This is a genomic window from Leptospira bourretii (assembly GCF_004770145.1).
Taxonomy (GTDB): domain Bacteria; phylum Spirochaetota; class Leptospiria; order Leptospirales; family Leptospiraceae; genus Leptospira_A; species Leptospira_A bourretii.
This window is the reverse complement of sequence record NZ_RQFW01000001.1, coordinates 152,645-164,748: the sequence shown is the minus strand read 5'-3', so window position 1 is coordinate 164,748 and position 12,104 is coordinate 152,645. Positions and strand designations below refer to the sequence as shown.

The 12,104-nt window shown below is 36.2% G+C and carries 16 protein-coding genes; 8 read left to right on the top strand and 8 right to left on the bottom strand.

Annotated features, from left to right (window positions below; all coding sequences use genetic code 11):
* Window positions 1-30 precede the first annotated feature (30 nt).
* Window positions 31-558: a hypothetical protein gene (locus EHQ47_RS00790; RefSeq protein ID WP_238839179.1), complete on the bottom strand. Its 528-nt coding sequence runs from the start codon at window positions 556-558 to the stop codon at window positions 31-33.
* 87 nt (window positions 559-645) lie between these two features.
* Here EHQ47_RS00790 and EHQ47_RS00785 point away from each other — a divergent pair, with 87 nt between their 5' ends.
* Window positions 646-2,148, top strand: coding sequence for an HDOD domain-containing protein (locus tag EHQ47_RS00785; RefSeq protein ID WP_135749389.1), 1,503 nt, complete (start codon window positions 646-648; stop codon window positions 2,146-2,148).
* A 2-nt stretch (window positions 2,149-2,150) separates the two neighbouring features.
* Window positions 2,151-2,402 (top strand): hypothetical protein, encoded by a 252-nt coding sequence (locus tag EHQ47_RS00780; RefSeq protein ID WP_135776352.1) that lies wholly within the window; start codon window positions 2,151-2,153, stop codon window positions 2,400-2,402.
* Here the strand turns inward: EHQ47_RS00780 and EHQ47_RS00775 are convergent, their stop codons facing one another.
* Window positions 2,403-2,843, bottom strand: coding sequence for a Crp/Fnr family transcriptional regulator (locus tag EHQ47_RS00775; RefSeq protein WP_004787909.1), 441 nt, complete (start codon window positions 2,841-2,843; stop codon window positions 2,403-2,405).
* A gap of 109 nt (window positions 2,844-2,952) precedes the next feature.
* Here EHQ47_RS00775 and EHQ47_RS00770 point away from each other — a divergent pair, with 109 nt between their 5' ends.
* Window positions 2,953-4,032 (top strand): acyltransferase family protein, encoded by a 1,080-nt coding sequence (locus EHQ47_RS00770; protein ID WP_135776350.1) that lies wholly within the window; start codon window positions 2,953-2,955, stop codon window positions 4,030-4,032.
* Here EHQ47_RS00770 and EHQ47_RS00765 read toward each other — a convergent pair.
* Genes EHQ47_RS00765 through EHQ47_RS00750 form a run of 4 tightly spaced genes read right to left on the bottom strand, consistent with a single transcriptional unit; the run spans window position 3,974 to window position 6,839 of the window.
* On the bottom strand, window positions 3,974-4,576 hold the full coding sequence (locus EHQ47_RS00765) for an NADPH-dependent FMN reductase (RefSeq protein WP_135749386.1): 603 nt from the start codon (window positions 4,574-4,576) through the stop codon (window positions 3,974-3,976). The two genes, EHQ47_RS00770 and EHQ47_RS00765, sit on opposite strands and share 59 nt — an antisense overlap.
* On the bottom strand, window positions 4,573-5,211 hold the full coding sequence (locus EHQ47_RS00760) for a DUF1569 domain-containing protein (RefSeq protein ID WP_135749385.1): 639 nt from the start codon (window positions 5,209-5,211) through the stop codon (window positions 4,573-4,575). Before EHQ47_RS00760 ends, EHQ47_RS00765 begins: the two co-directional genes overlap by 4 nt.
* 7 nt (window positions 5,212-5,218) lie before the next feature.
* A complete protein-coding gene (locus tag EHQ47_RS00755; RefSeq protein ID WP_135776349.1) occupies window positions 5,219-5,929 on the bottom strand; it encodes a ParB/RepB/Spo0J family partition protein in 711 nt (236 codons plus the stop codon).
* Complete coding sequence (locus EHQ47_RS00750; RefSeq protein ID WP_135749450.1) at window positions 5,913-6,839, bottom strand: ParA family protein; 927 nt, start codon at window positions 6,837-6,839, stop codon at window positions 5,913-5,915. The genes EHQ47_RS00755 and EHQ47_RS00750 overlap by 17 nt, the downstream gene beginning before the upstream one ends.
* 185 nt (window positions 6,840-7,024) lie before the next feature.
* Here EHQ47_RS00750 and EHQ47_RS00745 point away from each other — a divergent pair, with 185 nt between their 5' ends.
* The 4 genes from EHQ47_RS00745 to EHQ47_RS00730 are packed head-to-tail and all read left to right on the top strand — an operon-like array spanning window position 7,025 to window position 10,503.
* Window positions 7,025-8,047, top strand: a complete 1,023-nt coding sequence (locus EHQ47_RS00745) for a putative porin (protein WP_135749384.1) — start codon at window positions 7,025-7,027, stop codon at window positions 8,045-8,047.
* 33 nt (window positions 8,048-8,080) lie between these two features.
* Entirely contained in the window at window positions 8,081-8,755 is a 675-nt protein-coding gene (locus tag EHQ47_RS00740) for a M48 family metallopeptidase (RefSeq protein ID WP_135776347.1), read from the top strand.
* A complete protein-coding gene (locus EHQ47_RS00735) occupies window positions 8,756-9,244 on the top strand; it encodes a low molecular weight protein-tyrosine-phosphatase (protein WP_135749383.1) in 489 nt (162 codons plus the stop codon).
* Window positions 9,232-10,503, top strand: coding sequence for an NAD(P)/FAD-dependent oxidoreductase (locus EHQ47_RS00730; protein WP_135749382.1), 1,272 nt, complete (start codon window positions 9,232-9,234; stop codon window positions 10,501-10,503). Before EHQ47_RS00735 ends, EHQ47_RS00730 begins: the two co-directional genes overlap by 13 nt.
* Here the strand turns inward: EHQ47_RS00730 and EHQ47_RS00725 are convergent.
* The gene (locus EHQ47_RS00725; protein WP_135776345.1) at window positions 10,489-10,743 is read right to left on the bottom strand and encodes a hypothetical protein; all 255 of its coding nucleotides are present in this window, start codon (window positions 10,741-10,743) and stop codon (window positions 10,489-10,491) included. The two genes, EHQ47_RS00730 and EHQ47_RS00725, sit on opposite strands and share 15 nt — an antisense overlap.
* Window positions 10,744-11,172, bottom strand: a complete 429-nt coding sequence (locus EHQ47_RS00720) for a hypothetical protein (RefSeq protein WP_135749380.1) — start codon at window positions 11,170-11,172, stop codon at window positions 10,744-10,746.
* A gap of 68 nt (window positions 11,173-11,240) precedes the next feature.
* On the opposite strand from EHQ47_RS00720, the gene EHQ47_RS00715 reads away from it, so the two are divergent.
* Window positions 11,241-12,101 carry an alpha/beta fold hydrolase gene (locus EHQ47_RS00715; protein WP_135776343.1) on the top strand — a complete coding sequence of 287 codons (861 nt, stop codon included), beginning with the start codon at window positions 11,241-11,243 and terminating at the stop codon, window positions 12,099-12,101.
* Window positions 12,102-12,104: the final 3 nt, after the last annotated feature.

The following is a 12,104-nucleotide window of genomic DNA, read 5'->3' as shown; positions in this document are numbered from 1 at the left end:
TACTCGTATTAGTTGGTGTTACATTCCTTATTAGGGTTTTGGGATTACTATCTCAAACTTATCCTTCGCAGCAAAAACCAGATGCGATTGACGAGATTGTTGTAAATAAGTCTCAGGATTAACATCAAAATTCACAAAACACATATATTTATCGTGTTTTACAATGTACATGAACTCTGAATAATTCAAATGAGTGTTCTGCGTCATAAATCCACGAAGCCATTTACTTTCTCTATAAACTCTCTCATATTGAATATTGGTTGCATCGATTTTTTTAATCGCTTCCGCAGATTCTTTGGAATAATCTCGGCTCATAATTTCTTTTTTTAGCGTCTTAATTAAGTTATATTCCAATTTTGCTTTATTAGGTGGTAAATTTTCTGGGCGAGTTTTATAATAGTATTCGAACAACTCCTTATCTTGTCCCTCTTTTGCATCGTGATTTTCTTGGCTCACATCAGTGGGTGTAGATTGTGATTTTGTGTCCTGAGCTGAAATAGACACAGTTGCTACAAATAACACAAGGGCAATTGGAAGGGATTTTTTTAAGAGTTCCATAGTCTTCATTATCGGAATCCTGACCCAAATTTCAAAATAAAATTTTCGGTTTTCAAAAAGAGAAACAAGGTTCAAAACAGGTTTATCATGTCGATTCCCCCACTCATTACCTTTCAGGAGGACTTTCTTTCCGGAAAACTGATTTCCAAAGAATATGTCCACTTTTCGGAAATCGACTGCCCGGAATTGGATGTATGGATTGGCAGAGTGGTCCGCAGCATTTCCTTAGAATTCCTACATGAAATTCTTTTTACAATCCTGAGTGAACTACTAGTAAACGGATGTAAGGCTAACGGCAAACGTGTCTTTTTTAAGGAACAGGGTTTGAATCTCTGGGATGAAAAAGATTATGCCAGAGGCATTCCTATGTATAAGGACGAATTTGGCCATAATCGAAAAAGAGTATTTTTAGCATTGGATCATTCCGAATACAAAATTACCTTAAGCACCATTTTCAAAGAAGATTATATAGAATTCAAAGTTAAGAATAATGCCAAAATTCTTCCTGAAGAAAAAAACAGAATTTTAAAACGAGTCCAAGCTTCTGGAAAATACAAAAATATAAATGATGCCTACCGAGAGTCTGTTGACAACGAGGAAAGCTCAGGACTTGGGATTGTTTTAATTCATATCCTACTTAGAAACTCTGGTATTTCCAACCAGTTCTTTCAATTGGTGACAACTGAAGATTCTACGGAAGTGATTATACGAATACCGAAACAACTCATACCTAAAGAAAGCCAAACCAATATAAAAAATCTTTTGGTCCGCGAGGTAAATAGCCTTCCTCCGCTGCCGCCGCAAATTCAGAAATTGATTTTTATCGCAAAGAAAAAAGACGTTGATTGGCATGAGATCTCGGCCCAAGTAGAAAAAGATCCTGCCATAACAGCAGAAATTTTGAAAATCGCCAACTCCCCGTTATTTGGGTCTCATACACCAATTATTTCAGTTCTTGAGGGAGTCAAAAGAATTGGCCTTCGAAACCTGGAATCAATTTTTTTAACACTAGGTGCGAAAAAAGTACTTAACTCTCGTTATGCGAAACAAGTATTAGTATGGACTCATTCCTTTAAAACCTCCATGTATGCTCGTTTCCTGATAGAAGATCGGAAAAAACATTTAAAACTTTTGGAACCTGCCGTCATTTCCGCTCTTTTACATGACTTGGGAAGGATGGTTTTACTTTCTTTGGACCTTAGCCAAGTGAATCAAATCCGAGTCTTAAGAAGTGATGACAATAATGAAATTTCTGAATGGGTAGAAGAATACACATTAGGAACGACACATTCGGAAATTGGTTATTTGATGTCAGAAAAATGGAACTTCCCGGAAGAAATTTTAGATGTCATACGTTACCATCACAAACCATGGCAATGCAAAAGTAGGAACAACATCCTCTGCCAGATCATTTACCTGGCAGATATTTTGGCGAATATCGGTCGTGGTAAGGGGAATTACTTCACGGTGGAACCGGAAGTTTTGGAGTATTTTGAAATTACTACAGAAAAAGAATTTCGCGACATGCAAGAAAGGTTTAAAATCCAATTCGAGGAGCATAGAGAAGAATACCAAAATCTCTTAATTTAGTTATGAACTGGAAAGATTTACTTAACTTAGAAGACGAACAATTATTAGATCCTAAACTTGCACCTGAATTTAACCTGGTGGGACATCCTGAATATCCAAGTATTTCGACTCTTCCCCCAGATGAAACCTTAGAAATTCTAACTGAGTTTCTTTTGGCAGAAGGCCAAATGGTAAACATTAAGAACTTACTGAGTTATGCTCCTATTCTTGAAATTACATTAATCAAAAAGAATTTACCGACTATCTACGGATAATCACTCCACATCCTGAACATCACTAATTCCAATTTGGTGTTCTTTGCCTACGTCGTTACTAAATTCAATTTTCTTAGCCACTGATTTTTCCATACTACTGATCAGCAATTCATTGGTGCGGGCAAGCCTATCTGCCATGATCGAAACCATTTTTGCAGCAAACTTAGGATTTTTAACTAGAAAGTTTTCAAGTTGCTGTTTACTTTCGATCACTGCAACTTCACAGTTCGTGATTGTTCTTGCCGTTGCACTTCTTGGATTGGAACTAAACAAAGCCATTTCACCAAAAAAATCTCCTGGTTTCATGAGTGCCAATCGAGTTTGGCTATTATTCACTGTAAAAAAAATCTCAACGTTTCCTTGAAGGATGATGTACATCGCATTATTCAGTTCCCCTTCTTTGAAGATTCTCTGATTTGGCGGAATGTTGAGTTTGCTCATTGATTCATAGCTCCTGTATCTATTTTTGGCTATTTTGCCTAAAATCTGAATTCATTTTCCTTTCCCCCTGGAAATCTGAAAAGAAAATGCCGTAAGGGAGAAAAGATTTATGGAATGGGAATTACTAGGGATCATACTAACGGGACTTGCTGCTTTGTACCTCTGGGCTTTCAAAATCCCCTATTCTCTTCCACATCCTCGAACTACCAAGGAAGGTAGAGAAAGTCGTTTTGATCTCCTTCGTGGTTTTGCCATGGTAGGAATCGTTTTAATTCATATACATTCTTACTTTCAGTTTTTTCATCCAAATGATGCAGTTGTCATCAGAGCCACTTTGTTTTTTTCCAATTTATCTCGTTTTTCGGTTCCATTGTTTATCTTAACATCAGCAATTTTTTTAAGAAAAAAGAGTGGTTACTGGAATTCAAAAGGAAAGAACCTTCTCCTTCCCTATACATTGGCATCAATTGCAGGTTATTTAGTTAAATACCAAAATTATAATATCTTAGAATTTTTACAATTTTACTGTTTAGGAAAAGTATTTGCTCCTTACTACTTTGTTCCACTTTTACTGCAGTTTTATCTTCTCTTCTATGTTTTAGAAAAAACTCTTACTAACCAATCAATCTCCAAGCTTGTATTGTTCATATCTTTTATATTGAATCTATTATCTAACTTAGGCTTTTTTGATACGATCTTACCAAAAGAATACCATGCGATATCAATCTTGAACTACATTTTCTTTTTTGTTTTGGGAATTCAAATCGGATTCTCATATGAAGACAAAACCAAACCCAAAGGAGAAATAAAGCTTCTTCTGGGGACTCTCTCTTTGGTGTTTCTTTTTTTGTTAATTTTATTTAGTGGGGTTTATTATTCAGATTTTAAAAACCACCACTTGGTTTACCCAATTTTTTTCTTTCTCTTCATTTGGGAACTAATCCCAAAATTTAACAAAACTTTGTCCAACTGGATTAGCTACATAGGCAACAAAAGTTTATTTATCTTTTTATTACACCCTTTCGTCATCCATACAATGCACAGTATAGACCCTTATTCACTGGGTGGGCCCTTTTCGGGATACATTGTAACTTTAATTTTAAATGTCGGAATTCCGATTTTAATCGCTATTATAATCCAAAAGGGTAAGTTTTTAAGTCGATCACACCACTCTGACGTACCTGACTAAGCGCCTTTGCATATTCCACGAGTACACTTAAAACGTAATTCAATCTAGCCCTAATGTATTCATCATCTTTGCCTTCCGGAGTTTCTGAATTTAATACAGACTCTACATGACGAACAATGGCATGATCAGGAAGATAAACAATGCGAGTGTTTTTATAACTAGACATTCTAAGTTCGGCGTTTGGATAACTTCCTCCCATTCCACTTGATACAGTTATAATTAATCCAGGTTTGTGGGAAAGATCCCCACTAGATAAATAGAGGAAGAAGTTTTTTAACGCAGGACTCGCCATACCTGCATATTCAGGTGATAGAAAAACAAAAGCATCCGCAGTTCCAAACCCATTACTATACTCTAACCAAAACTTTTTAATTTCTGATTCTTTTTCCCACATCGCAGGTTCCCAAAGAGGAAGTGGGTTCCCGCCCAAATCAAAAAGAACTGTTTCAATTCCTTTTGTTTCCAATGTCTTAGCTAAAAATTTTCCTACTTTTAAGGATTGGGAATTCTTTCGGTGACTTCCCGCAACTAAACAAATTTTCATCGAGTACCACCTTGGTTTTTATTCCCTTTGTGGTGAGATTTTTTTTTGTTTTTCCATTTCCGATTGTTATGACCATTTGGTTTTGAATCACGATCATCTTTTTTCTTTTGAGGGTGATTATGTTTTTTCTCAGAAAATGTTTTTTCTTTTCTTTGTTCTCTGTCTTTGGCAAATCTTAATTTTTCGTCTCCGAACAATTGGATATAACCAAACAAAAAAACTGCAAGAATTCCATGAATTCGTTCCCACTGTTTTTTATCTAATTCTCCAAAAACAGAATGTTCAGCAAATGGGCCCGAGTGTAATTTAAATGCGGTCAGGGATGTTTTTAGTCTCAATAAGGCCGAGTCCGCATCACCTAAATCTTTTGGTGGGAACCCTGGAATTTGATTGGCTTTGGTATAATTCCCTTTTGATATGAGTTTGGCAAACTTATACTTACCCAATAATTTATTGATTGTATTTCTTTTGTTCGTTGAACCTATTCTTTGAATAGATAACTCTATCGATTCTGCTAAAAAATCATAGATTTGGCTTAGGCTGATGTCAGCCTTCTGCTTTTTTTCACAAGCAACTATAATTGATAATTCTCTTTCGATATCATCTATCGTTTTAAGCTTTAAAATTGATTTCATTTTTCCTCTATTCGTTGATTCCGTATTTTTTTTTAAGTAAACTTAATTCTTTTAGAAAGTTATCCCTTGTCTTACCGCTAAGTTTACCTACATTAATACTAATACGGCCTGAACTTGCTCCTGCCCGGGGTGAAATCATTTCACCCCCTCTGTTTTCTTTACGTTTTAGCAGTTCTTCCAAATTCTTTACTGAAAGTGGCTTCCCACTAATCATAAGTTCCATCACAGATTTTTGATCCAATCGAGCGATACTGCTAAGTTGTTTTACATACCTTCCGCTGTAACCCAACAATTCAGACACTTCTTCGGCAGTTTTCCTTTTTTCTTTGCGCAGAAACTGTATTGCTTTCCCCACTTCCCAAGGGTTTAAATTTTTTCTCTTTTCGTTTTCAGCAAGTGACATCTCATAACATACGTCTTCATTCGCATCGGTGATGATTGCTGGAATTTCTTTCCATCCAAGCTTTATTGCCGCACGATACCTACGTTCTCCTGCAACGATTAGATATTTTCCTTTGTCTTTCCTGACAAGAATTGGTTCTATTAGGCCCAATCTTTCCATCGAAGGTAACAAATCAGTTGTATCTTCTCGCCCTATCAACCTAGGCTGGGTTGGATTTGGGAAAATTTGGTTTAACTCCAAATGTGAAGGATTCTTCTTCTTTTCGGAGTATGCAGAGATTAAATCTAAAGCTTGGAACTCAGTTTTTTTGGACATCGATTTTGTTTTTAACCTCTATTGCAAGTTCTCTAAAATTTTTCATTGTTGCTAAATCAATTTTAGCTAAAAGAGACATCTTTGCTTGAGCTTGAGGGATTGCCTCTCTCCTTTGAACAACTGTCTCAAAGACGGGGAAGTATTTTTTCACTCCTTCTGCCAATCCAGCAAGTGCTTTCTGTCCTTCGTATTGATTTAATACGGCCCCCAATAACTTTAATCTCTGGTTAGCCTTTCTTTGTATTTTCTGAATTGTTTCATATAAATCTCTAATCCCTTGCAGACTAAACGCCCGCGTTTGTATCGGGACAAGAATATAATCAGCGCAGATCAATGCATTTTCCAAAATCAGACCAAGAGAAGGTGGGCAATCAATAATTATATATTCATAACGAGAACGTAAAGGTAGAATTGCTTCGTTTAATAATTCAAAGTCATCTCTCTCATATGGCGTTGTTAAGTTTGCGAGCTCCAAAGTAGATGGAAGCAAATCAAAATTCTCACTAATTGTCCTGATAGCAGGCTCAATATTTTTAGCTTTTTTACCCCGGTAACCGAGATAATCCATCACGGAAGGAACATCGTCTTTTAAAAAAAGTTGTGTTGCATTTGCTTGTGGATCCCAATCGATCAAGAGCACTTTATGATTTTCAGCCAGGGCCTCTGCTAAATATAAACTGATCGTTGTTTTCCCCTCCCCTCCTTTCTGATTCGATATAGCGATCACATGACTATCGAAACCATCAGAAAGGGTCGGTTCAAAATATTTAAGAAGAACCGATTCTTTAAATTCTCCCGATTTCCATCCAGGAATCTTTAGAGCAGACGCTTTAGCAGAGAACTCTTCAGTGCTCAGCCCAACGAACTTTGCCGCTCCTTCTTCAGTCAATATTGAATCTGATTTGCCCATAACCTGCATAAATGATGTTAGGTCCACTTGGAGTGTCAATTTAATTATGTCTCTTAGGGGTGAAATCATTTCACCCCTAAGAAAAACGAAATTTTTTGCGGACACACCAATAGAACTACCTCCACCCTATCCTGAACTTATAATTTAGGAATTTACAACTTATAGGTGAAATAGAACTTACGTTGGTGCCTAAATATTCCAACTTACCTCTATTATTTTTATTCCTTGGCCTTACTTCGATTTCTGCAGAAGTCATCTGGGGTCCATCGGTAGAAAAATCCGGCGGAGAATATATTTTTGAAACTGGAAATAAGTATCCCAATCTATCGGGGATTCGTGGTGGGTCAAGAATCACCTTTCCAAGGACATTTCCGCTATTCGGCATACAGGGAATCTTTACCCAAGATAGATGGGAAATTAGCGGTTCACTCAAAACTTCAGGTTGGTACCAAAAATCAGGACAAGCCAGAGATGAAGACTTCGTGCTTGGATCTGTATCAACGGAAAATGGAACAAAAATCGCAACGCGAGAATGGAGTTATAGAGATTCTGCTACCATTTATTCTGGCAGCCGTAACTTTGCGGACGGAAAAGGGAAATCTACGGTTTTCGAAAATAGAGCAGAAGTTTATGGTAGATATTATTTCCAAGATGCAAATCCAAACTACTGGGTAAATGGTTCCGGATTTTTTCTCTCGACTGGAGCAAGATACTCATACTTCAAATATCTATTTTATGATGTGAACCAGTATATCGATTCGAGCCCAGTTTTTTATGGTCCAATTGGTAATGGACTTAGTTTCTCTAATGACCTATGGGAGTTTTTTTTCGGAGGTGGTTATCGGTATTCTTCGGGAGATTTTTATTTAGATCTCAGTTTTATGCCATCAATCGGAAGAATCAAAACCAGAGATTTTCATGTCCAACGTTCCATCAATTTTTTCTCAGAAAACTACGGCCTTGGTTGGGCATCAAAAGCAGAAGTTGGTTATAAATTTAATTCTACGTGGCTAAGTTACCTCAGAGTCAACCACCGTAGATTTTTTTCCGAAGGACGGTTTACTTCGCAAGGAGGACTCACAATGGAAGACATCGCATCCAATTTGGTAAGCGGATTTAAGTCGCATATCAATATCAAAGATTTTAGTATCGAGATTGGGGCCTTAAATAAAATTGATTGGCCTCAAAAAAAAGAAAACTTAGATTAAAAATACAGAATCATAAAATAAATCTAACAAATGATGGAAGACTTCACAATAGAACGAAAACCTAGTAAAGGTAGGAATATCTCACTAGTCGTTTATCAAAATGGAAAAGTTGTTTTAAAACACCCAGCAAAAGTTCCCAAAAAACAATTGGATGAATTTCTTTTTGAAAAAAGAGAATGGATTCTATCAAAACTGAAACAACTTCCCAAAGATATCCCGAAAAAATTGAAATTTGAAAATGAAGAGAAAACTCATATTTTCGGGAATTTGACAACGATCCAACTCATACCAAAAGGGAAATGTAACTTATCAGGAGAGAGAATTCAAATTCCAAAAACAAAAAGCGAGAAGTCGCAAATCCAAAAAGGAAAACTAGTTTTTCGCGACTTGTTATTAAAAAAAATTGAACCGATGGTGCAAACTACCTCGTTTGCCCTTAACACGGAAGTGGCAAAAATTTCGATCAAACCCATGAGATCACTTTGGGGAAGTTGTAATTCAAAAAATCAGATTTCGTTAAATCTTAGTTTGATACATTGCCCAGAACAGATCATTGAATATATAATCTTACATGAAATTGCACATACAATCGAACACAACCATTCCTCAAAATTCTGGAAGATTGTTGAATCACAGAACCCAAATTACAAAATTGCAGAGAAGTGGCTAAAAGATATTGGGAAAAAATATATCTATTATCTTAATTAAATGAAACAAAAAACCAAAGTCCTTTTTATTTGTTTAGGAAATATTTGTCGTTCTCCCGCAGCAGAAGGTGCATTTAAGAATTTAATCAAAACAAAAAACCTCAACGAATTCTTTGAAATTGATTCCTGTGGAACTTCCGGGTACCATGATGGTGAATTAGCAGATCCAAGAACACGAAAAGTAGCTGCAAAAAGAGGAATCGATTTAACACATAGGTCCAGAAAATTGTCTCGGACCGACCTAACTTATTTCGATTATTTATTGGTCATGGATGAGAACAACTTCCAAGATGTAATCAGTCTAACAAATGATATTAAAATCCGAGAGAAAATATTTCTCTTTGGTCAATTTAGAAGTGATAAGGGACAACCTATCGTTCCTGATCCGTATTATCAAAACGAAACCGCTTTTGAAAAAGTACAGGATCTTGTAGAGGATTGTTCCTATGGATTTCTAAATTTTTTAGGAATAGAAAAATGTCTCAAATAAAGAAAAAAATATTAATCATTGGAGCAGGATTCGGCGGATTACAAGTAATCAAATCACTTGCGAACAACAACTCCTTCGAAATCACTGTTGTTGATAAAAAAAATCATCACCTCTTTCAGCCTCTTTTGTACCAAGTAGCAACCGCAGTTTTGTCTCCAGCCGATATCGCCATTCCTTCTAGATCGATTACAACAAAATTTAAGAATGTAAAAATACTATTAGGGGATGTAACTGAAATTGATTTCAAAAATAGGACTGTAAAATTTCAAAACAATTCCGAATCTTATGACTACTTAGTATTAGCAACAGGAGCAAGGACTAGTTATTTTGGAAACAACGCCTGGAAAGAAAAAACATTAGGTCTTAAAAATCTCAAAGATGCATTAGCAATCCGAAGAAGAATATTACTTTCCTTTGAACAAGCAGAGCTAATTGGGAACTATGAAAAAGCAAAAAGTTTTATGCATTATGTGATCATCGGAGGTGGCCCCACAGGTGTTGAACTAGCAGGCTCAATTGCTGAATTATCTCATAATATCATTAGAAAAGACTTTAGAAATATTGATTCTGGAATGACAAAGGTAACTTTAATAGAAGCCGGACCAAGACTTCTTACTGCCTTCAACGAAAAATCTAGCCAATTCACTAAAGAAAAATTAGAAAGTAGGGGAGTTGAAGTACTAACCAATTCCCCAGTTTTAGACATTACAGATACAGGTGTTATCCTCAAAGACCGAACCATCGAATCTAAAACTGTCATTTGGGCTGCTGGAGTAGAAGGATCAGAACTTGCCAAAAATTTACCAATTAACAAAGATAAGGCGAATAGAATTATCGTAGACGAATACTGTAGAACCTTCGAATTTCCTGAAGTATTCGTAATTGGAGATGCAGCAAATTATAGTTCTGGACTGCCAAGACCATTGCCGGGAGTTTCACCTGTCGCCATGCAACAAGGGAGATACGTTGCAAAAGTTATAGAAACAATTGAAAAAAAGAAATCTATCTCTCCATTCCATTATTTTGATAAAGGGAACATGGCAACCATCGGAAGAACCGATGCTGTTGCTGAATTTGGTAAAATTCGTTTAAAAGGAATTCTTGGATGGCTCGGTTGGCTTTTTGTCCATCTCGTCTATCAAGTTGGCTTCAAAAACAAAGTAAGCACTCTACTCAGTTGGGTCTGGAGTTATTTGACATTCCGAGCGGGATCAAGACTAATCCAAGAAGAGATGGATGAACTCTCAATTCGACCGTAAGTTGAATTGATTTTTATCTGCTTCCGACATACATTTTTTATAGGCTAGCTCTGTATTCCCAATCCAAACGAGACTATTTTGTTCCGTATTTCCGCTTGTTGTATGCTTTTCTAAAATAGGTACCATAAAAAGATAACTTCGTTTTCGTGTTTTTTCACACTCGGCTTGAAATTGTTCTTCGCGAGAAAGTTGAGCACAGGCAAAAAAAGAAAATAGTAAAACAAATGTAATTCTGCGCATTTATATTGAATCACCTAACAAAACTTTCAATTTTTCCAACTCGTAAGACTCTTCTTTAGATAAAGATTTTTGGTTGGACTCAAGAAATCGAACATCATCCAAAGCTTTGTTTAGTTGTGTTATTTTATATTCAGGTTTGTGAGTTACTTTTAATATTATTTCGCCTTTATAACCTGTCTCACCGTTTGCCTCTAAAATGGTAGACTTCAATCGTTTTAAATATAAAGGAATTTGGTCACGAATCGGTGCTCCACTCGCAAATTCAGAAATGCCAAAAGTTAAGAAAGTGATTTTTTTTCGATGGATCTCTGTGGAATCTGCTTTTTTTTCGCAGTCCTCTAAACTTATACAAATAGACTTTTGTTTGCTTTCTGCAAAGAGCGATATTCCAAAAAATAAAACAAAGAGAATCAAAAGAAAACGGTTCATGATGAAATTCAATTAAAAAAGTAAAAAAGAATCAAGCGCAAATCTTAAAGATAAATGTTTACAATCGGATGGAACCAAAAAGCCTTAGGTATATGTTGCCGATTTCAATTCGCACAAAATTTCATACCATTGAGGGCGTTGAGTGGGGGAATCCACAAGGGATACCAATCCTTGCGTTTCATGGTTGGTTAGACAATGCGAATAGTTTTGCACCGCTTGCAAAGTATTTTCCCGACTATCGCTTTATCTCTATTGACTTTCCAGGTCATGGCAAATCTAGCCACAAACCTGAAAATACAGTATATTATTTTGCGGAATATACTCTGGAAGTTATCTCCATTGCACAAACGCTAGGATTAGAAAATTTTATTCTTATGGCACATTCCATGGGAGCCGCCGTTTCTACGTTAGTTGCCGGTACAAACCTTTTACCAATCAGCAAATTAGTATTAATCGAATCACTCGGACCATTGACAAATCTCTCTGAATCTGCACCCGATATACTCACAGAAGCAATTAAACAAATCCTCCATCCAAGAGGGAAAAAAGAAACGTATTTCCCTGATATGGAGTCAGCAGTGGGAGTGAGGATGAAAGCAGGAGATATGAAAAAAGAATCAGCTGAAATTCTTATGGAAAGAGGGATCGAAAAAACACCAAAAGGTTTTAAACCTAGAAGAGATTTAAGACTCCATTATAATTCTTTCTTTCGCTATACTGAAGAACAAATTGAATCTTTCTGCAAAAGAATCGAATGTCCAACCTTACTGATACTAGGTGACCAATCCGGATTTCCAATCGCAGAAAAATACAAAAACAGAAAAGAAGCAGTCAAAAATTTAAAAGAAGTAATCTTGCCTGGTGGGCACCATTTGCATATGGACTCTCCAGAAGAAGTTTCTTCCGTCATTATCGATTTTTTAAAATAAAAA

Coding starts and splice junctions, on each gene's coding strand:
- EHQ47_RS00715 (WP_135776343.1), top strand. CDS start 11,241: ATGGAACCAAAAAGCCTTAGGTATATGTTGCCGATTTCAATTCGCACA.
- EHQ47_RS00785 (WP_135749389.1), top strand. CDS start 646: ATGTCGATTCCCCCACTCATTACCTTTCAGGAGGACTTTCTTTCCGGA.
- EHQ47_RS00790 (WP_238839179.1), bottom strand. CDS start 558: ATGGAACTCTTAAAAAAATCCCTTCCAATTGCCCTTGTGTTATTTGTA.
- EHQ47_RS00770 (WP_135776350.1), top strand. CDS start 2,953: ATGGAATGGGAATTACTAGGGATCATACTAACGGGACTTGCTGCTTTG.
- EHQ47_RS00760 (WP_135749385.1), bottom strand. CDS start 5,211: ATGAAATCAATTTTAAAGCTTAAAACGATAGATGATATCGAAAGAGAA.
- EHQ47_RS00735 (WP_135749383.1), top strand. CDS start 8,756: ATGAAACAAAAAACCAAAGTCCTTTTTATTTGTTTAGGAAATATTTGT.
- EHQ47_RS00755 (WP_135776349.1), bottom strand. CDS start 5,929: ATGTCCAAAAAAACTGAGTTCCAAGCTTTAGATTTAATCTCTGCATAC.
- EHQ47_RS00750 (WP_135749450.1), bottom strand. CDS start 6,839: ATGGGCAAATCAGATTCAATATTGACTGAAGAAGGAGCGGCAAAGTTC.
- EHQ47_RS00780 (WP_135776352.1), top strand. CDS start 2,151: ATGAACTGGAAAGATTTACTTAACTTAGAAGACGAACAATTATTAGAT.
- EHQ47_RS00775 (WP_004787909.1), bottom strand. CDS start 2,843: ATGAGCAAACTCAACATTCCGCCAAATCAGAGAATCTTCAAAGAAGGG.
- EHQ47_RS00765 (WP_135749386.1), bottom strand. CDS start 4,576: ATGAAAATTTGTTTAGTTGCGGGAAGTCACCGAAAGAATTCCCAATCC.
- EHQ47_RS00740 (WP_135776347.1), top strand. CDS start 8,081: ATGGAAGACTTCACAATAGAACGAAAACCTAGTAAAGGTAGGAATATC.
- EHQ47_RS00730 (WP_135749382.1), top strand. CDS start 9,232: ATGTCTCAAATAAAGAAAAAAATATTAATCATTGGAGCAGGATTCGGC.
- EHQ47_RS00725 (WP_135776345.1), bottom strand. CDS start 10,743: ATGCGCAGAATTACATTTGTTTTACTATTTTCTTTTTTTGCCTGTGCT.
- EHQ47_RS00720 (WP_135749380.1), bottom strand. CDS start 11,172: ATGAACCGTTTTCTTTTGATTCTCTTTGTTTTATTTTTTGGAATATCG.